Origin of the sequence: Kutzneria sp. 744, assembly GCF_000568255.1 — a bacterium.
Classification (GTDB): Bacteria; Actinomycetota; Actinomycetes; order Mycobacteriales; family Pseudonocardiaceae; genus Kutzneria.
In genome coordinates, this window is record NZ_KK037166.1 from 1,855,076 (window position 1) to 1,875,692 (window position 20,617).

21 protein-coding genes and 3 pseudogenes are annotated in these 20,617 nt (G+C 69.7%); 6 read left to right on the forward strand and 18 right to left on the reverse strand.

Translation table 11 applies throughout. The features are described 5' to 3' along the window. Window positions 1-5 precede the first annotated feature (5 nt). Window positions 6-329: a tryptophan biosynthesis modulator TrpM gene (trpM, locus tag KUTG_RS66035; protein WP_157494400.1), complete on the reverse strand. Its 324-nt coding sequence runs from the start codon at window positions 327-329 to the stop codon at window positions 6-8. Here trpM and KUTG_RS08130 point away from each other — a divergent pair. After that, window positions 224-1,162: a DNA polymerase domain-containing protein gene (locus tag KUTG_RS08130; RefSeq protein ID WP_043716078.1), complete on the forward strand. Its 939-nt coding sequence runs from the start codon at window positions 224-226 to the stop codon at window positions 1,160-1,162. The two genes, trpM and KUTG_RS08130, sit on opposite strands and share 106 nt — an antisense overlap. 102 nt (window positions 1,163-1,264) lie before the next feature. On the opposite strand, the gene KUTG_RS08135 is transcribed toward KUTG_RS08130, so the two are convergent. The 4 genes from KUTG_RS08135 to KUTG_RS08150 all read right to left on the reverse strand — a co-directional run bounded on the left by KUTG_RS08135 (window position 1,265) and on the right by KUTG_RS08150 (window position 3,274). Next, on the reverse strand, window positions 1,265-1,510 hold the full coding sequence (locus KUTG_RS08135) for a hypothetical protein (RefSeq protein ID WP_198047064.1): 246 nt from the start codon (window positions 1,508-1,510) through the stop codon (window positions 1,265-1,267). Window positions 1,511-1,567: 57 nt separating this feature from the next. Next, on the reverse strand, window positions 1,568-1,843 hold the full coding sequence (locus tag KUTG_RS08140; protein WP_157494401.1) for a hypothetical protein: 276 nt from the start codon (window positions 1,841-1,843) through the stop codon (window positions 1,568-1,570). A gap of 271 nt (window positions 1,844-2,114) precedes the next feature. Beyond that, window positions 2,115-2,384, reverse strand: a complete 270-nt coding sequence (locus KUTG_RS08145) for an SAM-dependent methyltransferase (protein ID WP_052394203.1) — start codon at window positions 2,382-2,384, stop codon at window positions 2,115-2,117. 32 nt (window positions 2,385-2,416) lie between these two features. Next, the gene (locus KUTG_RS08150; RefSeq protein ID WP_043716080.1) at window positions 2,417-3,274 is read right to left on the reverse strand and encodes a 1-aminocyclopropane-1-carboxylate deaminase/D-cysteine desulfhydrase; all 858 of its coding nucleotides are present in this window, start codon (window positions 3,272-3,274) and stop codon (window positions 2,417-2,419) included. Between the two features lie 112 nt (window positions 3,275-3,386). On the opposite strand from KUTG_RS08150, the gene KUTG_RS08155 reads away from it, so the two are divergent. Beyond that, window positions 3,387-4,139: a VOC family protein gene (locus KUTG_RS08155; protein WP_043716083.1), complete on the forward strand. Its 753-nt coding sequence runs from the start codon at window positions 3,387-3,389 to the stop codon at window positions 4,137-4,139. Here the strand turns inward: KUTG_RS08155 and KUTG_RS08160 are convergent. The 7 genes and pseudogenes from KUTG_RS08160 to KUTG_RS08190 all read right to left on the reverse strand — a co-directional run bounded on the left by KUTG_RS08160 (window position 4,129) and on the right by KUTG_RS08190 (window position 9,706). Then, window positions 4,129-4,821, reverse strand: a complete 693-nt coding sequence (locus tag KUTG_RS08160; protein WP_043716086.1) for a YoaK family protein — start codon at window positions 4,819-4,821, stop codon at window positions 4,129-4,131. The two genes, KUTG_RS08155 and KUTG_RS08160, sit on opposite strands and share 11 nt — an antisense overlap. Window positions 4,822-4,825: 4 nt before the next feature. Beyond that, window positions 4,826-5,605 (reverse strand): annotated as a pseudogene (locus KUTG_RS08165) (MFS transporter); the annotation flags it as partial. Window positions 5,606-5,762: 157 nt separating this feature from the next. After that, window positions 5,763-6,632: an MFS transporter gene (locus KUTG_RS08170; RefSeq protein WP_084581030.1), complete on the reverse strand. Its 870-nt coding sequence runs from the start codon at window positions 6,630-6,632 to the stop codon at window positions 5,763-5,765. 37 nt (window positions 6,633-6,669) lie between these two features. Further along, entirely contained in the window at window positions 6,670-6,993 is a 324-nt protein-coding gene (locus KUTG_RS08175; RefSeq protein WP_043716089.1) for a hypothetical protein, read from the reverse strand. 124 nt (window positions 6,994-7,117) lie between these two features. Then, a complete protein-coding gene (locus KUTG_RS08180) occupies window positions 7,118-7,576 on the reverse strand; it encodes a winged helix-turn-helix transcriptional regulator (RefSeq protein ID WP_043728686.1) in 459 nt (152 codons plus the stop codon). Window positions 7,577-7,634: 58 nt separating this feature from the next. Further along, entirely contained in the window at window positions 7,635-8,600 is a 966-nt protein-coding gene (locus KUTG_RS08185; protein WP_043728687.1) for an LLM class F420-dependent oxidoreductase, read from the reverse strand. Then, window positions 8,597-9,706 (reverse strand): acyl-CoA dehydrogenase family protein, encoded by a 1,110-nt coding sequence (locus KUTG_RS08190; RefSeq protein WP_043716092.1) that lies wholly within the window; start codon window positions 9,704-9,706, stop codon window positions 8,597-8,599. The genes KUTG_RS08185 and KUTG_RS08190 overlap by 4 nt, the downstream gene beginning before the upstream one ends. A 110-nt stretch (window positions 9,707-9,816) precedes the next feature. Between KUTG_RS08190 and KUTG_RS08195 the strand changes: the two genes are divergently transcribed. Beyond that, on the forward strand, window positions 9,817-11,256 hold the full coding sequence (locus KUTG_RS08195; RefSeq protein WP_043716095.1) for a flavin-containing monooxygenase: 1,440 nt from the start codon (window positions 9,817-9,819) through the stop codon (window positions 11,254-11,256). Between the two features lie 266 nt (window positions 11,257-11,522). Here KUTG_RS08195 and KUTG_RS08200 read toward each other — a convergent pair whose 3' ends face one another. The 6 genes and pseudogenes from KUTG_RS08200 to KUTG_RS08220 form a co-directional block, all read right to left on the reverse strand. Then, a complete protein-coding gene (locus KUTG_RS08200) occupies window positions 11,523-12,452 on the reverse strand; it encodes a DMT family transporter (protein ID WP_043716098.1) in 930 nt (309 codons plus the stop codon). Window positions 12,453-12,507: 55 nt separating this feature from the next. Continuing rightward, entirely contained in the window at window positions 12,508-13,140 is a 633-nt protein-coding gene (locus tag KUTG_RS08205; RefSeq protein ID WP_043728688.1) for a nitroreductase family protein, read from the reverse strand. A gap of 69 nt (window positions 13,141-13,209) precedes the next feature. Next, a complete protein-coding gene (locus KUTG_RS66040) occupies window positions 13,210-14,316 on the reverse strand; it encodes a xanthine dehydrogenase family protein molybdopterin-binding subunit (RefSeq protein WP_369794626.1) in 1,107 nt (368 codons plus the stop codon). Beyond that, a pseudogene (locus KUTG_RS66045) lies at window positions 14,317-15,365 on the reverse strand (xanthine dehydrogenase family protein molybdopterin-binding subunit); the annotation flags it as partial. After that, window positions 15,362-16,316, reverse strand: a pseudogene (locus KUTG_RS08215) (xanthine dehydrogenase family protein subunit M). The pseudogenes KUTG_RS66045 and KUTG_RS08215, both read right to left, overlap by 4 nt. Further along, window positions 16,316-16,885 carry a (2Fe-2S)-binding protein gene (locus tag KUTG_RS08220; RefSeq protein WP_063753495.1) on the reverse strand — a complete coding sequence of 190 codons (570 nt, stop codon included), beginning with the start codon at window positions 16,883-16,885 and terminating at the stop codon, window positions 16,316-16,318. The pseudogene KUTG_RS08215 and the gene KUTG_RS08220 overlap by 1 nt, the downstream one beginning before the upstream one ends. Window positions 16,886-17,024: 139 nt before the next feature. On the opposite strand from KUTG_RS08220, the gene KUTG_RS08225 reads away from it, so the two are divergent. The 3 genes from KUTG_RS08225 to KUTG_RS08235 all read left to right on the forward strand — a co-directional run bounded on the left by KUTG_RS08225 (window position 17,025) and on the right by KUTG_RS08235 (window position 20,545). Beyond that, complete coding sequence (locus KUTG_RS08225) at window positions 17,025-18,137, forward strand: glycoside hydrolase family 88 protein (RefSeq protein WP_198047065.1); 1,113 nt, start codon at window positions 17,025-17,027, stop codon at window positions 18,135-18,137. A 513-nt stretch (window positions 18,138-18,650) separates the two neighbouring features. Next, the gene (locus KUTG_RS08230) at window positions 18,651-19,760 is read left to right on the forward strand and encodes a caspase family protein (protein ID WP_157494402.1); all 1,110 of its coding nucleotides are present in this window, start codon (window positions 18,651-18,653) and stop codon (window positions 19,758-19,760) included. Further along, entirely contained in the window at window positions 19,703-20,545 is an 843-nt protein-coding gene (locus KUTG_RS08235) for a hypothetical protein (protein WP_043716103.1), read from the forward strand. The genes KUTG_RS08230 and KUTG_RS08235 overlap by 58 nt, the downstream gene beginning before the upstream one ends. Window positions 20,546-20,617: the final 72 nt, after the last annotated feature.

The following is a 20,617-nucleotide window of genomic DNA, read 5'->3' on the forward strand; positions in this document are numbered from 1 at the left end:
GAAACTCAGCCGTGCCATCGCATCCCGCGGACCTGACCCGGTTCGCTGCCGATGTGGTACCGCACCCGGCGGCCCTTGATCCGACGCGCGGGCGAACGGGAGCCACGCGGGGCCCCGCCGAAGCGCACGTCGTTCGTCACGAGGCGGAGGGTAATACCGTGACCGTCGGCGACACAACCGGCTACGGGTTGCCGTCGCCCGTCCGCACGGGGATCGTGGTGCCATGGAACGGGACGGCGTCGCGCTGACCAATCTCGACCAGCCCCTGTTCGACGGGGCCGAGGCGACCAAGGGGGACCTGGTCGACTACCTCGACGCCGTGCACCCACAGCTGGTGCGCGCGCTGGCCGACCGGCCCCTCTCGGTGATCCGCGCCCTGCGCGACCAGCCGTCGTTCATGCAGAAGAACCTGCCGAAGTACACGCCCCCGTGGGTCGCTCGGCAGCCCATCTGGGCCGAGGCCTCCAAGCGTGAGATCTCGTACGCGCTGTGCAACGACCGCCGGACCCTGCTGTGGTTCGCCAACCAGCGGGCCGTCGAGTACCACCCCACCCTGTTCCTGCTGGACCAGTGGGCCCATCCCACCCACATGGTGCTCGACCTCGACCCGCCCGTCGGCGAGCCGTTCCGCCTCGTCGTGCAGGCCGCGCACCTCATCCGCCAGGCCCTTGCCGACTGCGGTCTCAGCGGCGCCGTCAAAACCAGCGGCTCGAAGGGCGTCCACATCTTCGTGCCGGTCGCTCCGGGCTCCTCCGTCGAGGACGTCGCCGCCGCCACCCGCGCCATCGCCGCCCGCGCCGAGCGCCTCGACCCCGCCCTGGCCACCACCGCCTTCATCGTCGAGGACCGCCACGGCAAGGTCTTCCTCGACTCCACCCGCGCCGGCGGCGCCACCGTCGCCGCCGCCTACAGCCCCCGCCTCCGCCCCGGCGTTCCCGTCTCCTTCCCCCTGTCGTGGGACTCCCTCGACGACGCCTCCCCCTCCGACTTCACCATCCGCACCGCCCCCGCCCTCCTGGCCTCCACCGACCCCTGGTCCACCGCCATGCCCCCACCCCAGCCCCTCCCCACCGACCTGGTCGCCGAGGGCCACACCATCCCCGTAGCCCGCGTCCAGGCCATGCACGAGGGCAAACGCCGCGCCCGCGCCCGCCGCCAATAACCCCAGTTCGGAACACCCCGCGAGTCACGCTCTCCGGCACCCCGAACTGCGGTTTCGGGCACCCCCCGCGAGTCCCGCCCAGCGTCACACCGAAAACCGCTCTCAGGCAGACACCTTGACCTCGAACGCCGGCCCGGATTCCTGCGGCTTCCAGCCACGGGCCAACGCCTGCCGCACGTGGTCGGCGACCAGCGACGGCGTCACCGCCATGGTCGGCAAACCCAGCCAGTTGCTCGGATGGGACACGGGCAGCGACACGACCAACACGCAACCGCCACCGGCGTGCTCGACGGCGAAGGTGAGTGGCGACCCCAGGTCCCTGGGAGTAGGTGGGCTTGTGTCGGACACGCCACCGATAGGCGACACGCCGACGACGATGGGCCGGGATCCCCTTGCGGGGCAAGGTCACAGCGGCAGGACCAGGGTCAGATACACCATGCCCAACACGCCGCGCCAGCCGTGGAGGCGCCAGGTGCGCTGGCGGTCGGCGCGGGCGCGGACCTCGGTGTCGTCGGGGTGGGCCTGGAGGTGGCGCAGGTAGCCGAGGGCGTGGGCGGACTCGAACTCGTCCCAGTCGTCCTGGCTGGCCTGGGAGAGCCACTGGAGCTGGTAGCCGTGGGCCAGCGCGAGGTCGACGAGGTCGGCGACGGAGCCGTACTGCTCGCGCTCGATGGGCATCACGGCGAGCCCCTAAGCTGACTGTGCTTGGCTCAGATACCCGGCGGTTCCATAGGGTCGCTTCATTCGTGTCCCGTACTCGTATCGCATTGGGTTCGATGGGTTACTAGGCACGTGACGAAAGTTCAGCAAAGTTGAGGGAAGCGGTGTGGTGCGGGTAATAACTTATGGCGGTAACTTACCAAGGGCCGCAGCGCAGAGACCTACTGAGGGAGGGCATGGATACCCGTCATGCGGGGATATCACTTGTGCCTACACGGATTTCAGTTAAGATTCAGATCGAGCATGCCACGGTGACCCGGTCGGCGAGGCCGCGGTCGACGGCCACCTTGCGGCCGTGGGCGATGGCCTCGGCGTCCTGGTCGACGCCGTGCCCGGTGGCGCCGGCGGCGACGGCGCGCAGCAGCAGCTCGGCCCAGCCGCAGCCGAGGTCGACGACGTGCTGCCCGTCGAGCGGCCCGAGGGAGCGAAGCAGCAGATCGGCACGGTAGGACGACAGCGGCCCGTTGAACAGGAGGTCGTCATGCAGCGGGGTCAAGGTCACCCGACCAGCGTGGCGACGGGCGCAACCGGATTTCAGCCGGTGACGACGGCGACGACGACGGAGCCTGCGGGGAACCGACCGTCCCGCACCCGGGCGAACACGCCGTGCAGCATCTTGGCCACGTAGACCCGGTCCAGGTCGACGTCGTGCCGGCGGCGGAAGTCGGACGCGAATTGGTCCAGCTCGGGGGTACGTTTCGCGTAGCCGCCGAAATGCGAGGCGAAATCGATGGACCAGTTGCCGGTCTCGGCCCCGAACGCCTCGGTCTGCAACCGACGGACGTCGTCGGCCAGGAATTCGCCGCCCTTCAAGGCGGAGAAGCCGAGGGCGTGCTGTCCGGGCCGCAGTCCGGCGGCGAGGCCGGCGAGGGTGCCACCGGTTCCGCAGGCGCAGCACAGGACGTCGAAGTCGAGGTCGATCTCGGCCGGCAGCTCCATGCATCCCTTGAGCGCCAACATGTTCGTCCCACCTTCGGGCACCAGGTAGAAGTCGCCGAACTCGGCGGCCAGACAAGCCAGCACCTCCGGCGAGGTCTTGCGCCGATAGGTGGTTCGGTCCATATAGGTCAGTCGCATTCCCCGGTTCACGGCCAAAGCCAGGGAATCGTTGAGCGGGCGGTGCTCCTCGCCGCGAATGACGCCGATGGTGTCGAACCCGAACAGCGCGCCGGCCGCCGCGGTGGCACGGATGTGGTTCGAATAGGCGCCGCCGAACGTCAACAGCGTGTGGTGCCCCCGCTCCCGCGCGGCGACCAGGTTGTACTTGAGCTTGCGCCACTTGTTGCCGGGGACGTCCGGGCTGATGAGGTCGTCCCGCTTGAGGTAGAGCCGGACGTCCCTGTCCCGCAGCCGCTCGTCATGCAGCTCGGTCAGCGGGGAGGGAACCTGCACCTCGACACTCTACGGTGGACCGAATTCCCCGGACCCCGAAATGTCAGACCCCGCTGCGACGATGCTCACGTGTCGGGACGTCCCCCGTCCCGCCGAAACGAGGAGCACCATCATGAGCGCTGTGGCGCCGGGCGTGCCCGGCTGGATCGACCTCGGCTCGCCCGACCTGGACGCGACCAGAGCCTTCTACACGGAGCTGTTCGGCTGGACCGCGCACACCGGCGGCGAGGAGTTCGGCGGTTACACCATCTTCAACCTCGGCGACGACCCCGTCGCGGGCGCGGGCCCGCTGTTCAGCGAGGGCCAGCCGCCGCTGTGGAACACCTACGTCATCACCGACAGCGCCGACGACATCGCGGCCAAGGTCGAGGCCAACGGCGGCAAGGTGCTGATGGCGCCCGGCGACGTCGGGGAGAACGGCCGGATGGCCGTGTTCCTGGACTCCGGCGGCGCGGCGTTCTCGGTCTGGCAGCCGGGCACCATGCCCGGCGCGACGACGTTCAACGTGCCGGGCGCGCTGAGCTGGAACGAGCTGATGACCCGCGACCCGGCCGGCGCGAAGTCCTTCTACGAGGCCGTTTTCGGCTGGGGCCACGAGGACCAGCCGGGCGACGTGCACTACACGGTGTGGACGCACAACGGCGGCATGATCGGCGGCATGATGCCGATGGAGGGCGACATGTGGCCGGCCGAGCTGCCGGCGCACTGGATGGTCTACTTCGCCGTCGCGGACACCGACGCCGCCGCCGCGCGCTGCGTCGAGCTGGGCGGCTCGGTCGCGGTGCCGCCGACGGACATCCCGCAGGGCCGCTTCTCGGTCCTCAACGACCCGCACGGCGCGGCGTTCTCGGTCATCAAGATGTGACGACGGCGTGCCAGGGCGCGTCGCCCCGGCTACGCAGGGCGCTGACCACCGCGACGAGTCCGATCAGGACCGCCGCGGCGGCCAGCGCCCACGCCGGACTGCTGTGCTGCACCAGCACGGCCCCGATCAGCGCGCCTAGGAACATCGTGGCCACGGCGAGTGCCCGCCGCGCCGCCGCCACCCGTCCCTGACGACGAATCTCGGCGGCGAGGCCGGACATGGTCGAGGTCAGCACGGTCGTGGTCAGGTCGGGCACGGCCAGCCGTCGCGCGGTGGAGTTCTGTAGCCCCATCGCGATCGCCAGCAACGCCGCCTGCCCGACCAGCGCGTCCGTGAACACGGAGAGGAGCAACGCCGCTGCCACCAGCCCCAACTCAATAAGGGCGACGTCACGCAGCAGGTGGCCACGATGCGCGTGCGCGCGGCCCACGCGGCCGCCGAAGAACGCCCCGGCCAGGAAGCCGAGCAATGCGACCACGGACGCGAGCAGCGAGAAGCCCGCCACCCCGGCCAGCGCGAAGGCCACGAACACGACGTTGCCAGTCATGTTCGCGACGAAGACGCGGTCGAGGGCGAGCACGCTCACGGCATCCACGAGCCCGGTCGCGACCGTCAGCGCCAGCAACAGCGCCGGTAGCGGGCCGTGCCGGTCGCCGCGGGTCAGTTCGTGCCAGACGCGCATGCGCTCAGCCCGGCGGCGACGGCGCGGCGAGCGCGTGTCGCACGGTCGGTTCGCCCTCGGTCAACCGCCGCGCGCGGTCGAGCACGTCGTGGTCGGCGCCCGTGTAGCGGGAGTGGTGCTGCGCGAGGTGCTCCGCCCAGGACGGCACCTGGAACGTCTCCAGGAACAGCACCGCGTCGGCGAGATCCCGGTGCAGGCCCCAACTGGTCGCGCCGGTGCGCCGGCGGGAGCGTTCCACCACGGTCATCGCGCGGGTGAACTCGTCCACGTTGTCCTCGGGCACCCGGTACTCGATCTGCACGAGCACCGGCCCGTCGGTCGGCCGGAGTTCTAAAACCAGCGACGGGTCGGCCCAGCCGGTGGCCACCGAGCGGTCCAGGTTGCCGCCGTCGTACAGCGGCCACCACCAGCCGGTGGCCGCGCCGAGCACCAGCAGGCCGGCGGCGATGAACAGGGTGATCATCAGGCCCGCGTAGCCGGCCACGATGCCCCATATCGCCGAGCCGAACGCCTGCCCGCCCATGAACACGATCAGGTAGAAGGCCAGGCCGCGGGCCCGGACCCAGCCGGCCAGGGTCAGCTGCATGGCCGCGTTCAACGTCGACAGCACGCCGATCCAGGCCGCCCCGGCCAGGATCAGCGGGAACGCCGCGATGATGGCGTTCGGGCACAGCGGCAGCACCGCCGTCACGGCGGCGAACACCGCCCCGGAGATCATCAGCATCGCCGTGCCGCTGACGTGCCGGGCCGCGACCGGCAGGCCCAGCGCCCCGGCGACCGCGCCGAGGCCGACTGACTGCCAACAACAATTCTATGGTGAGAATTGTCGGGTGTAGTCGAAGCTGCCAAAAGAAGTTCACTTACGAACCGCCATAGAGGAGGTGTCCGGGTGCTTTTTAAGGCGCCCCTTCCGATCCCTATGGACCTACTATCCCGGGTGGCTACTCTAATTGCTTGGTTCTGTAACGGCAAGAATTCGTCCGTGCGCTCAAATTATCTCGTGATGTGAGCCTTCGATTTCTACGTGCACTGACGATGGTAACTTGCACATGATAGTGATTTGTAATTGGTGGAGCGTCTACGAAGGTAGTTCCGCCGCAAAGGAATGACCAGTAGCGGCCCAGGTACCGGATGCCCGGGGCGTTGCGCAGGTAGCGGACGCCCGCGCGCACCGCCGCGACCGTGTGCTCGCGTTCCGTCTCGTTCGGGCGGGCCTGCGGCGGCCGCCGCCACAGCTGCAACGCCACCAGGATCACCACGAACGACACCGCGTTGAGCGCGAACGTCCAGCCGATGCCGGCCACCGACACCAGCAGGCCGCCCAGCGCCGGGCCGACCGCCCGGGCGATGTTCATGTTCACCGCGCCCAGCGCGGAGGCCTGCTTGAGCTGCTCCCGAGGCACCAGCTCCGGCTGGATCGCCTGCCACGCCGGGCCCACCAGCGCGCTGCCGCAGCCCAGCAGGAAGGTCAGCGTCAGCAGCAGGCCCGGCGTCATGCCGCCGGTGAACGTCGCCACCGCCAGGAGCGCCGCCACCACCGTCATGAACAGCTGCGCCCACACCAGCAGGCGCTTGCGGTCCGCCAGGTCGGCCAGCACACCCGCCGGCAGCGCGAACATGAACGCCGGCAGGGTGCTGGCCGTCTGCACGAGGGCCACCACCGTCGGGCCGTGATCGAGCACCAGCCACTGCGCCCCCACCGACTGCACCCACGTGCCCACGTTCGAAGCGAACTGCGCCAGCCACAGCGCCCGGAACGTGCCGGCGGCCAGCGGCGCCCATGGGGACGTGGTGCTGCTGCTCGATGCCAAGGTCGGCTCATTTCGAACGGCGGTCGGGGCGTCCAACCTACTGGCCGCGAAGCCCGAACGGTCGTATCGCGCGCCGCAGGTGGCCGCCTTCGGGTGATCCCGGCCAGGTCAGTTGCGGGTCCGGGTTCCGGATGAGCTCGTTGAGGTAGTCGATGGTCGACGAGTGGTCGCTCAGCCCGGCCTTGCGCTCGTCGAGCTCCCCGGCCGACTGCACGAAATCGATCGCGTCGAGATCCATCGCGTCGAACCGGACCACGGCCGACCGACCTTCGTCGGACTGCACGGCCAGCCCGGCCGGCGGGTCGACGCGCCACCAGAACCGCGTCCCTTCCGCCCGCCAGTGCTCGGCAATGGTCGGCATGTGGTCGACGGTCTGCTGCCGGTCCAGTTCCGCGATGCGCCGCCTCGCGCAGGCCAGGCGCAGGTCCTTGACCTAGTCCTTGTAGACCTCGCCGACGGAGTCTGAAGCCTCGGTCGGGGCGGGGTCAGGGGCGGTAGCCGGGGCCGGGTTCGGGGGTGACCGAGGTGGTGGTGATCTCGCCGCCGCAGTGGCGGCAGGCCAGGAACGGGTCGGCGTGGTGGCCGCAGTCGTTGTGACGCAACACGATGGGCGGGCCGTCGGGGCCGGGCAGGTAGGCGTCGCCCCAGTTCATCAGCGCCACCACGGCCGGGAACAGGCCCTTGCCGGCGTCGGTGAGACGGTACTCGTGCTTGTCCTCCTCGTAGGCGACCTTCTCCAACAACCCGGCCTCGACGAGCCGCTTGAGCCGGGTGGACAGGGTGGGCCGCGGGATGCCGAGGTTGCGGGCGAGCTGGCCGTAGCGCCGCACGCCGAAGAAGGCCTCGCGCAGGATGAGCAGGGTCCACCGCTCGCCGACGAGTTCGAGGGCCCGTCCGACGGATTCGGCGGTGAAGCGGTGCCGGAACTCCTGCTCGGCGGTCATCGGCGGACCGCTTTCGGCAACGGTCGCGCGGCCGGCGACGGCGCTGCTCCGCCGGTGGTCATCGGCGGCCCAGTTCGGACAGCAGCCGCGCACCGCAGGGGTCCTCCGCTGTCGGCGGGACGATGCCGACGTGGTCGGCCCCGGCGGCGTGGAACTCGGCGATGCGGGACAGGACCTCCGACCGCGACCCGACAGCACCGACGGCGGCGATGAGCGAGGCCGGGATGTCGGCGGCGAGGGACTTTCGCGGCTCACCGGCCCGGGCGCGCTCCACGAGCGAAGAGTAACCGAGGGCGGCGAACATCTCGCCGTAGCCGGGCGGGCTGAGGTACACCGCGGTCTGGGCGGCGGCCTGCTGCAAGGTCGAAGCGCCGGGCTCAAGGGCGGCGGGGATCCACACGGCCAGGCGAGGCGGGGTGCGCCCGACAAGCGCGGCATGGGCGTCCACGGTCTTTCGCACGGAGGCGACATGCTCGGGCGACACGAGGTTGAGCACCACCTCATCGGCCACCTCGGCGGCCACACGGGTCATCGCCGGACCAAAGGCGGCGACCGTGATGGGCAACCCGGGCAAGGGCTTGCGCAGGCGGAATCCCTTGCTACGGATGTGGTCTCCAGAAAAATCAGCCCGGCCACCGTCCAGAATGGACCGTAGAACGCCGACGGCCTCACGCATGCGGCCGGCGGCATGGGCCCACTCCCGGTCGTGCCAGCCGCTGACGATGAACGGGCTGGAACCGCCGAGCCCGATGCCGGCGACGGACCGGGCGAGGTCGGAGACCGACGACACCCCCATGGCCACCGACACCGGCGTGCGCACGGAGATCGGCAGCGGGCCGATGCGCAGGCCGATCCGCTCGGTGCGCAGACCCACTGCCGTGGCAAGGGAAAAGGCGTCATAGGTGGCCATCTCACCCAGCCACATCGTGCCGAACCCGTTGCGCTCAGCCTCCAGCGCGATGCCGACCACCTCGTTGTCCGGCCGGTCCAGCCAGTACGGCGCGACCACGCCGATGTCGCTCACCACTGCCCCGTCTCGGTCGGCAGGCCCAGCAGCAGCCGACCGCTCAGCTCGAAGGTGGCCGGGTTGACCTGGAAGTGCGCGGTGGCGGTGTGCGCGTCCCGGAAACGGCGCTGCAACGGGGAATCCTCGTAGATCGCGGAGCCGCCGCCCAGGTCGTACACGGCGCTGACGACCTCCGCCGACGTGCGCACGGCATGGGTGCAGGCCAGCCGCAACGACGTACGCAGCTCGACCGAAACGGGCTCCTCCGACGCGGCCGCGGCCTGCCAGGCGTCGTCGATCGCCTGGTAGTACAGGCCTCGCGCGGCCCGCAGGGACGCCTCGGCGGCGGCGAAGGCGCTCTGCGTCGCCGGCCGCTCGGCGGTGCTGCGGCTGGATCCGGTCGGCTTCCGCACCGTCGCCAACTCGACGAACTCGGTCATCGCGCCACGGGCGTTGCCCAGCGCCGCAGCGGCGATGGAGGCGGCGAAGAAGCCGAACAGCGGGAACCGCTGCAAGGTCCGCGACCCGGCCGGCGGCCCGTCGAGCACGGAGAACAGCCGGTAGTCGGGCACGAAGACCTCGCGGGCGACGACGTCGGTGCTGCCGGTGCCGCGCAGGCCGGAGGTCTTCCAGGTGTCCAGGATGTCCAGCTCGGCGGTGGAGAAGGCGGCGGTGCGCACCGCGCCGTCCTGGACGAAGCCGAGGAAGATCCAGTCGGAGTGCCGGACGCCGCTGCAGAACGACCAGCGCCCGCTGATCCGCACGCCACCGACGACGGCGGAGCCCTTGGCCCGCGGCGCCCACACGCCGGCCGCCGCGGAGGTCGGGTCGCCGAACACCTCCTGCGCGCCCTTGGCCGGCAGGTACGCGCCGAGCAGGCTGCTGGTGGCGGCGATGGACACGCACCAGCCGGCGGAGGCGTCGCCGGTGGCGATGGTCTCGGCCGCCTCCAGGATCTCCGCGGCGGTCGGCTCCGCGCCGCCGAGGTCGGCGGTCAGGCCGATGCGCAGCAGGTCGTGGGCCTTCAGTTCGTCGACGAGACCGGACGCCAACTGCCGCGCCCGCTCGGTCTCCTCGGCCAGCTCGTGGGCCACCGCGGCGACCTTCCGTGCGCTCGACAGCATGCGCCCTCCAACCGGTTCAGTTCCGTTACCGGTTCAATATTCTTACCGCCAGCTCCGCATGTCAACAGGTACCGTGCGTAAGCAGGGTTGTCGGCGCAAGGGGGCCGCACATGCACGTGGACGTCCTGATCGTCGGCGCCGGGCTGTCCGGCGTCAACGCTGCCTACCGGCTGCGTACCCGGACGCCGCGCCGGACGTACGCCATCCTGGAGGCGCGGGAGGCTATCGGCGGCACCTGGGACCAGTTCCGCTATCCCGGCATCCGCTCCGACTCCGACATGTTCACCCTCGGCTATCCGTTCCGGCCGTGGCCCAACCCGCAGTCCATCGCCGACGGCCCGTCGATCCTCGGCTACGTCCGCGACACCGCCGCCATGTACGGCATTGACCGCGAGATCCAGTTCGGGCACAAGGTGATCTTGGCGCACTGGTCCACTGTGGACGCCCGCTGGACCGTCGAGGCCGTGCACGACGGCCAGCCCGTCACCGTCACCTGCTCGTTCCTGTACCTGTGCAGCGGCTACTACAGCTACGACCGCGGGCATGTGGTCGACTTCCCCGGCCAGGACAGCTTCACCGGCCGGGTGGTGCATCCCCAGTTCTGGCCCGAGGATCTGGACTACACCGACAAGAACATCGTGGTCATCGGCAGCGGCGCCACCGCCGTCACGCTCGTGCCGGCGATGGCCGACAAGGCCGCGCACGTCACCATGGTGCAGCGCTCCCCCAGCTACATGGTCTCCCGGCCGCAGCGGGACCCGCTGGCCGACAAGATCCGCGCGAGGCTGCCGGCCCCGCTCGCGCACCGGGCCGTCCGGGCCAAGAACCTGGTGCTGGGCACCATCTTCTACCAGTTCCTGCGCCGCTTCCCGACCAGGGCCGCCATGAAGCTCCAGCTCGGCGCGGCCGCCGCGCTCGGCGGCGTGGTGCCGCTCAACCCGCACTTCATGCCCCGCTACAAGCCATGGGACCAGCGGCTGTGCCTGGTGCCGGACGGCGACCTGTTCAAGGCGTTGGCCGGCAAGCAGGCCAGCATCGTCACCGACCACATCGAGACCTTCACGTCCGACGGCCTACGCCTCAAATCCGGCCGCGAGCTGCCGGCCGACATCATCATCACCGCCACCGGCCTTCGCATGATCGCCCTCGGCGGCATCACGCTCTCCGTCGACGGCCGGGCGATCGACCCCGGCCAGACCACCGTCTACAAGGGAATGATGCTCAGCGGCGTGCCCAACCTGGCCTGGTGCGTCGGCTACGCCAACGCCTCCTGGACGCTACGGGCCGACCTGACCTCACGCTACGTCTGCCGGCTGCTCAACCACATGGACCGCAAGCGCTTCACGACCTGCACGCCGTCACCGCAAGCCGCCGGCAGCGGCCGCCCCATCCTCAACCTGACCTCCGGCTACGTCGCCCGGGCCGCCGCGTTCCTGCCGAAACAGGGCACACGGCGGCCGTGGCGGTCCCGGCAGAGCTACCTCGTCGACCACTTCGACCTGAGCTACAGCCCGGTCGCCGACGGCGTCATGCGCTTCACGCGGTCCTGACCGCCCGCAAGCGCTCCACGTGCCGCCGTTGGAGCGCGGTGCTGGTCCGCAGGAAGTCGATGACCAGCAGGTCCGAGGTGCCGTACCGTGCACGTGATCATCATTGGCGGCCCTGCCGCCGGAGCTGTTCGACCCTGACGGCACCGTCACCGCCTTCTTCGCCGACGACACCGCCGCCACGAGCTCACCGCCGCCGCCCGTGGCTTCTTCAGCGTCACCGGCAAGGTTCCCGCGCTGCGCCGCAAGTTCCTCGACGGCATGTGCGCCTACCGCGGCACGGACACCGTGTTGGAGTCCGCCACCGCCGGTCGAGATGTGTGACGCAGCCGCCCCTGGCTGACGGCGATGCCGAGGACCACGATCAGCGCGCCGACCGGCTCGTTCCAGGTCACGGTCTCGCCGAGGAGCACGATCCCGAGTCCCACTCCGACAACGGGGGTCAGGTAGGTGACGGTCGACGCGTTAGTAGCACCCCAGCCGGCGACGACGTTGGTGTTCCACACGTACGCCAACCCCGTCCCCAGCACGCCCAGCGCGGCGATGCTGAGCACGACCCGCCATGACAGGTGGACCGGGGTGACCGCCACGAACGGCGCCGCCACCACCATGACCACCGCGCCGATGCCGACCTGGGTCGTCGCCACCGTCAGGGCCGACAGGCCGAGGGGCGAGATGAACCGCCGCAGGTACACAAAGGCCAGTCCGTAGCTGAACGTCGCCGCCAGGCACGCGATCTGCGCGGTCACCGACCCGCCGGTCGCGCCCTGCCACGGCGCGAGCACCAGCACGACGCCGGCGAAACCCAGCGCCAGTCCGGCGAGCTTGCCCGGGCTCGGGCGCTCACCGGGCAGTGCCGCCAGCGCGACCAGCATGGTCATCACCGGGGTGGTGGCGTTGTAGATGCTGGCCAGACCCGAGGAAACCTCCTGTTCGGCCCATGCGAACAGCAGGAACGGCACGAGGCACAGCAGCATCGCCACCACCGCCAGGTGTCCCCACGCCACGAGGCTGCGCGGAAACCGCTGCCCGGTGACCGCCGCGATGATCAGCAGCGCCGCGGCGGCCGTCACCATGCGACCAAGGACGACCTGCGTCGGCGACAGCCCTTCCAAGCCGATCTTGATGAACAGGAAGCTCGAACCCCAGGTCAACGCGAGCAGGACGAACTGGCCGAGCACCGAACGGGTGGGTCGCATGGCCCCAGCTTCACACCCGGCGACACCACCCGCTGGCGGGATTCGGCCCTCGCGTTCACCACCGGTCGATGTGCAGGACCTCGTCGAGGGGCTGGCGCGGGGCGGGCTTGAAGTCGGCGCCGGTGTAGTAGGCGGTGGGGATCAGCGCCGCCTGGTGGACGCCGGCCGGCAGGCCGAGGATGTCGGCGACCTCGGACTCGTAGGTGAGGTGCAGGGTGGTCCACGCGGTGCCAAGGCCACGGGTGCGGGCGGCGAGCATGAAGCTCCAGGCGGCCGGCAGCAGCGAGGCCCACACGCCGGCCTGGTTGCCTTCGGGGAGGTCGCGGCCGGTCTGGATGCACGGGATGAGCAGCACGGGAACCTGCCCCATGGTGTCGGCCAGGGCGGCGACGGAGGAGTGCACCCGCTGCTGCACGGCCGAACGCGAGGGGTCGTCGGCGAACAGCTTGCCGGCGGCGCGGGAGGATTCGAGGTAGGCGGTGCAGGCGCGGCGGTAGACGTCGCCGATGGCGGCCCGCTGCGCGGCGTCGGTGACGACGAGCCACTGCCACTCCTGGCGGTTGGAGCCGCTGGGCGCCTGCAGGGCGATGGTGAGGCACTCCTTCACCACGGCCAGGTCCACGGGCCGGGAAAGGTCCAGGCGCTTGCGCACGGCCCTGGTCGTGGTGAGGACGGCCTCTGCCGACATCTCGTTCATGCCTCAAGGATTACAGGCGCTGTCCAGGCATCTGGGCTTCACGAGAGGTGTAGTTGACCTTCACAACAGCTTGTCGAGGGTGATGGGCAGGTCCCGCACTCGGCGGCCGGTGGCATTGTGCACGGCGTTGGCGACGGCCCCGGCGACGCCGACGATGCCGAGCTCGCCGATGCCGCGGGCGCCGAGCGGGCTGAAGACGGTGTCGGGGTGGTCGAGGAAGCGGACGTCGACGGGCGGGATGTCGGCGTTGACCGGCACCAGGTAGGCGGCCATGTTGGCGCCGGCGTAGCGGCCGGTGTCGGGCTCGACCCGGCTGTCCTCCAGCAGGGCCCCGCCGATGCCCATGACGACGGCCCCGAGGATCTGGCTGCGGGCGGTCTTCTCGTTGACGATGGTGCCGCCGTCGATCACGGTCAGCCACCGCGCCACCCGTAGTTCGCCAGTCCACCGGTTGACCCGGACCTCGCAGAAGTGCGCCCCGAACGACAGGTAGCCGTAGCCCTTGGTGGTGCCGCCGGGCAGGGCCGAGGTGCCCTCGACGGCCGGCAGGTCCATGACGGTGAGCAGGCTGCCGAAGGTCATCGCCACGCCGTCGGCGCGAACCATGCCGCCCTCGTAGACCGGGGTCTTGCCATAGAAGGGAGATTGCGGATTCTGCGCGGCCTCGGTGACCAAGGCTGCTTTCGCGGCGTCGGCGGCAGCCAGCAGGGACGGGCCGTTGCTGGAGGTCGAGGTGGAGCCGCCGGCCGGAGTTGCGGGCGGCAGCGAGGAATCACCCAGCTCGGCCCGAACCGAGCTCACGGGGATGCCCAGCGCCTGCGAGCCGAGGATGGCGAAGACGGTGAACTGCCCGGTGCCGAGATCCGCCCCGGTGCCGGAGACGACAGCATTGCCGTCGGCCTGGAGGCGGACCTTCATGGACGACTTCGAACGCGAGGCCGGATAGGTGGCGGTCGCCATGCCCAGACCGACGGACCAGTCGCCGTCAAGCACCGCACCGGGCACGGGGTTGCGCTTGTCCCAACCGAAAGCGTTTGCGCCGACGTCGTAGCACTCGTCCAGGTGCTTGCTGGACCAGGGATTCCCGGTGTTGGGGACCGTGGCCGCGTAGTTCTTCCGCCGTAGCGCCAAGGGATCCATGTTCAGCTTGAACGCCAGCTCGTCCATGGCGCTCTCCAGCGCGAACGCGCCGTGCGACTCACCGGGCGCCGCATCGGGGTCATGGCCGACACGTCCAGCGACACGATCGCCCGCGACACATGCAGATTCTGCGCGGCGTAGGCGGTCAGCGAGTGGTTGGCCACGTTCTCCGACGACGGCCCGGACTGCGACTTGCCGGAGATGCCGTCGTGTTTGACCACCACGAGCGTGCCGTCCTTGGCTGCCCCCAGCGTCACGGTCTGGTGCGACGGCGGCCGATGTCCCGACACGGCAAAGGTCTGCTCGCGGGTCAGGGCTACCTTGACCGGCCGGCTCAGCGCCCGCACGGCCGCGGCGGCCAGCGGCACATGGGCCCAGTTGCCGATCTTGCCGCCGAAGGCCCCACCGACATAGGGATTCACGACGTGCACTTTGGACTGATCGACACCGAGCGCCCGGGCGATGTGGCTCACCACGTTCATCACGCCCTGGGTGGCTGTGTAGAGCGTGAGCCGGTCGTCGGTCCACACCGCGACTGCCGCGTGCGGCTCCATCGGATTGTGGTGCTGGTGCGGGGTTGTGTACACGGCCGACACCGTCACGTCGCTGGCCGCCAGCGCGTCGTCGATGGACGGCACGCCCGGGGCCAGGACCTCGACCGGCGCGCCCAGCGGGGTCGCGGTCGGGACGCCGGCGGCGAAGTTCACGGTGCCCGGCTTGGCATCGTAGGTCGTCGACACGAGCGAGGCCGCGTCCCGGGCGTGTTCGAAGGTGTCGGCCACGACCATGCCGATCACCTGCCCGTTGTAGCGGACGTTGTTGTCCTGCAACACCGGAGCGGTCTCGTCGGTGGAGCCGTCGCCGTACCCGTAGAGCTTCAACGGATTGAACGGCGTATAGACCGCGAAAACACCCGGCGCGGCCTGAGCGGCGGCGGTGTCCATTGTGGTCACCGTGCCGAAGGCGATGGTGCTGGTCAGCAGGTAGCCGTAAGCGGTGGCGGCGTTGTCGGCCGCGTACACCGCGCCGCCGGTGACCTTGAGATGAGACTCCACACGGGACAGTGAGATGGTCATCGCGCACCGGCCAGGGCCCGAGCGATGGTGCGCTGCACCAGCGGCACTTTGAAGCCGTTCCCGGCCAACGGTTTCGCCTCAACCACCGCCATGCGGGCCGCCTCCAGGTAACTCGCCTCGGTCGCCGGCCTGCCCCGCAGAGCCTTCTCCACGGCCTGCAACCGCCACGGCCGGGTGCCCACGCCGCCGACCGCGATGCGGGCGTCCCGCACCACGCCCCAGTGCACGTCTACCGCCACAGCCGCCGAGGCCAGGGAACTCGTAGGACGTCCGGTCCCGGACCTTCACGTAGGCCTGCGGCCAGTCGCAGGCCGGCACGATCACCTCGGTGATCAGCTCCCCCGGCCGCAGCTGGTTCTCCACCGACGGAGTGTCCCCGGGAAGCCGGTAGAAGTCGGCCAGCTTGATCACTCGCTCGCCGTGCCGATCCTGAAGCCGGATCGAGGCGTCCAGCGCGACCAGCGCCACCGCCAGGTCGCTGGCGTGGGTGGCCACGCAGGCGGAGCTTCCCCCGAGAATGGCGTGCATCCGGTTGTCCCCATTGACCGCCGGGCAGCCGCTGCCCGGTTTGCGCTTGTTGCACGGCATGCGCACGTCACGGAAGTAGTCGCAGCGGGTGCGCTGCAACAGGTTGCCGCCGATGCTGGCCATGTTGCGCAGCTGCGGCGAGGCACTCAGCGCAAGCGCCGTCGACACCATGGACCAGCGCTGCGCCACCTCGTGGTGCACGGCCACGTCGGCCATCCGCTCCAACGCCCCGATCCGCAGGCCCTGCGGCGCGCAGTGGATCCCCCGCAGCGGCAGGGAGTTGATGTCGACGACGTGGGCCGGCGTCATCACCTCCAGCTTCATCAGGTCCACCAGCGTGGTGCCGCCGGCCAGGTAGGAGGCGTCCTCCCGGGAAAGCGCTTGCCGAATGGAACCGGCCGAGACGAAGTCGTAGGTCTTCATCAGTGGTCACCCCGACACTGCTTGATGGCGTCGACGATGTTGGGGTAGGCGCCGCACCGGCAGATGTTGCCGGACATGGCCTCCCGGATCTCCTCGTCGCTGCGGGCCGCGCCCTGCGCGACCACCTCGACCGCGGACATGATCTGCCCCGAGGTGCAGAAACCGCACTGGAACCCGTCACAGTCGACGAAGGCCTGTTGCACGGGATGCAACGAATCGCCGTCCGCGATGCCCTCGATCGTCACGACCTTCTTGCCCGCACAGGCGATCGCCAGCGTCAGGCAGGACACCACGCGGCGGCCGTCCACATGCACCGTGCAGGCCCCGCACTGGCCGCGGTCGCAGCCCTTCTTGGTGCCGGTCAGCCCGAGCCGCTCACGCAACGCATCCAGCAGCGTGACCGTCGGATCGGCGTCGATCTCGTACGCCTTGCCGTTGACGCTCAACCGAATCCGGTCGGGCGGGACTGAATCCGCCCAGGCCCGGCCGGGTGCCACCGCGACCGTGCCGACGACGGACGCAGCCGCCGCGCTGCCCAGAAAACCACGCCTGGACACACTTTCCGCCATGCGACCTCCCCAGGTAGGTGGTCGACGCGGCGGAGTCGACGTAACTCTCGGTGAGGCTAGCAGCACGCGCGATTGACAGTCACCGACGTGCGTAGTGAGATGACCCCACCGCCGCGTCCCCGTGATCGAGGAGGACGACATGAGGGTCGCTGCGACGTTGGTCGCCAGTCTGACCTTGAGCACGACCGTGTTGGTCGGACAGGCAGCCGCAGCTCCTGTCGCGTCAGCCGACACGGTGCCCGCAGCATGCCCGGTCGTCGCGCCGATGTACACCGCCGCCGACTACTGGCTCGCGCACGGGACCGACCTGGCCTCGGCCAGCTGGAAGAACGCCGTCTTCCATGTCGGGAACCTGGCCATGGTGCTCACCAGCGGCCAGTCCAACCACAAGACCCTGCCGTGGGCGCAGGCGTTGAGCTACCAGCTGGACACCGATCCGGCCAACGAGTTCACCCCCGCGAACGAGGCCGCCGGGGAGGCCTATCTCGACCTCTACACCTACTTCCACCCGGACCCGCCCATCCTGGCCGCCCTGCGCCAGCGGGTGGCCGACGAGGTGGCCTCCGTGCAGGCCGGGCACGTCAAGTACTGGAACACGGTCGACGCGCTGAACCAGGCGTGGCCGCAGTTCGTGCGCCTGGGCGTCACGGACAACAAGCCGGAGAACATCAAGGCCGCGCAGGACCTCTTCCACTACACGGAGAAGCGGGCCGGCGGCTTCGGCCTGTTCAACGAGCTCACCGGCCTCTGGTACCACGACGCGAGCCAGGTCGGCACCTTCCAGTTCTGGTCGCGCGGCAACGGCGAGGCCCTGGCCGCGCTGGCCACCGTGCTCCAGTGGCTGCCCAAGGACGACCCGAACCGCGCGGAGTACGTGCGGGTGTTCCAGAAGATGGCCAACACCCTTCGGCTGGTTCAGCGAAACGACGGCTTCTGGAACGTCGATCTGCTCAACCCGTTCGACCACCCGGGCCCGGAGAGCAGCGGCACGGCGCTGTTCACCTACGCGCTCGGCTGGGGCGTGAACAACGGCATTCTGGACGCCAAGAAGTTCACGCCGGCCGTGACCAAGGGCTGGAATGCGCTGACCACCAAGGCGTTGCAGCCCAGCGGCCTGTTCGGCTACGTGCAGGGCGACGCGACCGGCCCCCACGGCGCGCAGCCGGTCAAGGCCACCGACAGCGGCGCCTACGCGGTCGGGGCCTACCTGATGGCGGGGCAGCAGGTGGCGAAGCTGACCCCCGGCTGCTGATCTTGCCGCTAGTCTGCGCGGTATGACCGTGCCCGTGCCGCGCGTTCCGCGCGGGGCTCGGCCCCTTCCTTAAGTCTCCGAATCTAGGTACGACCCGTCTGAATTTAGCCACGTGCTATTAACACGCTCGTATTTGGTATCCATAGAATTTTTAAATCTAAGATCTCATCTAGATTGTTCGGCCGCCCGAGGTGCAGGACAACGAACGTAACGCGCGTGATATGTATCTTGTTTCTTTGGTGTGTCTCACCTGAGCCCGAAATATATGTCATTTCGAATACCTTCCAGGGGTGCTCGGTCATATGCGGCCGTGGGATTGGCCCAGACAGCGGAGGTAACCCAAAGTACGGTTTATGACGTGACGTTCTTTACTCCCACGGTGCTGCCTGTGAATGTTAGGTGTGTATTCCCCTTAGACCGATGAGATCACATATCTAATCGAGCTGTTTACATTAGAATACTACTCCTGAAAATCACCTCCCCCACTACGCTGCACGCAACAAGTCGCACCAGATCAAGCTCCGGGTGGCCGACTTCCTGGCCAACGCCGGCCGTGACGACGTGCTGCTGCTGCACTTCTCGTGCCACGGGCTGAAGAACGCCACCGGAGCCCTGTTCCTGGCCGGCACGGACACGGTGCCCAACCGCCTGTCGTCGACCGCGGTGGCGGCCCGGTTCATCGACGACGAGTTGGCCGAGTGCCGGGCCTCGCACGTGGCGCTGCTGCTGGACTGCTGCTTCGGCGGGGCGTTCGGCAAGGACAGCGTGTTCCGCGCCACCGACGACGTCGACGTGGAGCAGTCGTTCCCGTTGCGGCCGGGACGCAGCCGCGTGGTGATCACGGCGTCGAGCGCGACCCAGTACGCCTTCGAGGGCGAGGACCTGTCCGAGTCGGGGCGGCTGCGGCCGTCGCTGTTCACCGAGGCCGTGGTGGAGGGCCTGCGGACCGGCGACGCGGACCTCAACGGCGACGGCGCGGTCGATCTGGACGAGCTGTACAAGTACGTCTACGCAAGGGTTGTGACGGCCACCGCGCACCAGACGCCGCACCAGTCCGGCGGCGGCCACGGGGCTTCGCTGATTGTCGCCCGCACGCCGATGGCGCGGCGGATCGCGGCCACGGACGTGCCGGAAACCCTGGCCGCGCAGGCGAAGGATCTTGACCCCGCGGTTCGCATGGCGGCGGTCGGCCAGTTGCGGACGCTGCTGGTCGGCGACGATGTCGAGTTGGCGGCCGGGGCATTGGCGCTGCTGCAGGCGATGTCCAGCGACGACAGCATGACCGTGCGAGCCGCGGCGCTGGACTCGTTGGCGGTGGCGCAACTGCGGCCTGTGCCGACAGTGGTCGAGCTCGGCGAGCAGACCGAGCAGGTGGTGGCGCTGACCGGGGCCCCACTGGCGCGGATCTTCCACATGACCACGGAAACCCGCTGGCTGCGAGTGTCGAGCTCGGGCGCGGCCGTGTTTTTTGAAGGTCGATCCCGCCGCCTATCCCGAAGGCTACGGCGAGTTGCGCGGCGACTTCACGGTGACCAGCCGGCTCGGTCCGGTCGTGGTGCCGGTTGGTGTGCCGGCCGGCGGGGCGGTTGTGGGCGCGGGCGACGATCCCGGCGCCGGACCTGACGTGGTTCCGGGACTGGAAGGTGCTGCTGGGGGTCGCCGTCGCGCTGCTGGTGGTGGTGCTCGGGGCGGCCGAGGACATGCTGGAGAAGTCCACGTTCCTCGGCTTCGCCTACGAGGTGCTGCGCTGGGCGCCGCTGTTCGTCGGCATCCGCTTGCTGGACCGGGACGGCCCGCGGCGGGTCATCGCCCACGGCATCGTGGCCGCCAACGCCGTGTTCCTGCTGGTCGACGGCCTGGGCAGCGTGCACTCCATCGGCAGCGTGTGGTCGTGGCTGCAGCTGGCGCTGGCGGCGGCGCTCGTGGTGGTGCTGGCCATCCGGCTATGGCCGTTCGAGCAGGTGCCGCGCCGGCCGGCGCTGGTGTCGCCGACGCGGCGGCCGCTGGCATGGGTGACGGTCGGCGCGGCCTCGGCGGAGCTGGTCCTGCTGGTGGCGGCGGTGCCGTTCGACGACGGCGAGATCAGCGGCACGTTCACCGTCGGCGGCGTGATCGGGCTGGTGGCCGGGCTGCTGGCCGTGGTGCCGTGGGCGGGGATGTGCGTGCTGGCCGTGCTGTCGCGGCATCTGTCGGCGGCGCAGCGGCTGTTCGTGACCGCCGCCGTGCTCGCGTGGGCGGTGCCCGAGGTGTTCTTCATGCTCGGGTCTCTGCTGCTCGGGGCCGCTTTCCGCTACGTCGGCGACGACGTCTGGGGCGGTCACGGGATCGTCGCCTGGTTCGCGCTGCTGCACGCCGTGATCACCGCCGCGCTGGCCGGCTCGACCGTGGTCCTGCTGCGCCGGTCGTAAGCGTTTACAAGGGTTTCAGCCTTTACAGCCCGGTGTGAGCCACGTTACGGTCGCGTTCTGGAAGCGCTTCCA

Bases quoted from the DNA above. Each gene is read 5' to 3' on its own strand.
- KUTG_RS08130 (WP_043716078.1), top strand. From the start codon at position 224: ATGGAACGGGACGGCGTCGCGCTGACCAATCTCGACCAGCCCCTGTTC.
- KUTG_RS08155 (WP_043716083.1), top strand. From the start codon at position 3,387: ATGAGCGCTGTGGCGCCGGGCGTGCCCGGCTGGATCGACCTCGGCTCG.
- KUTG_RS08160 (WP_043716086.1), bottom strand. From the start codon at position 4,821: ATGCGCGTCTGGCACGAACTGACCCGCGGCGACCGGCACGGCCCGCTA.
- KUTG_RS08175 (WP_043716089.1), bottom strand. From the start codon at position 6,993: ATGCCGACCATTGCCGAGCACTGGCGGGCGGAAGGGACGCGGTTCTGG.
- KUTG_RS08180 (WP_043728686.1), bottom strand. From the start codon at position 7,576: ATGACCGCCGAGCAGGAGTTCCGGCACCGCTTCACCGCCGAATCCGTC.
- KUTG_RS08190 (WP_043716092.1), bottom strand. From the start codon at position 9,706: ATGCTGTCGAGCGCACGGAAGGTCGCCGCGGTGGCCCACGAGCTGGCC.
- KUTG_RS08195 (WP_043716095.1), top strand. From the start codon at position 9,817: ATGCACGTGGACGTCCTGATCGTCGGCGCCGGGCTGTCCGGCGTCAAC.
- KUTG_RS08200 (WP_043716098.1), bottom strand. From the start codon at position 12,452: ATGCGACCCACCCGTTCGGTGCTCGGCCAGTTCGTCCTGCTCGCGTTG.
- KUTG_RS08205 (WP_043728688.1), bottom strand. From the start codon at position 13,140: ATGTCGGCAGAGGCCGTCCTCACCACGACCAGGGCCGTGCGCAAGCGC.
- KUTG_RS66040 (WP_369794626.1), bottom strand. From the start codon at position 14,316: ATGGACGAGCTGGCGTTCAAGCTGAACATGGATCCCTTGGCGCTACGG.
- KUTG_RS08220 (WP_063753495.1), bottom strand. From the start codon at position 16,885: ATGGCGGAAAGTGTGTCCAGGCGTGGTTTTCTGGGCAGCGCGGCGGCT.
- KUTG_RS08225 (WP_198047065.1), top strand. From the start codon at position 17,025: ATGAGGGTCGCTGCGACGTTGGTCGCCAGTCTGACCTTGAGCACGACC.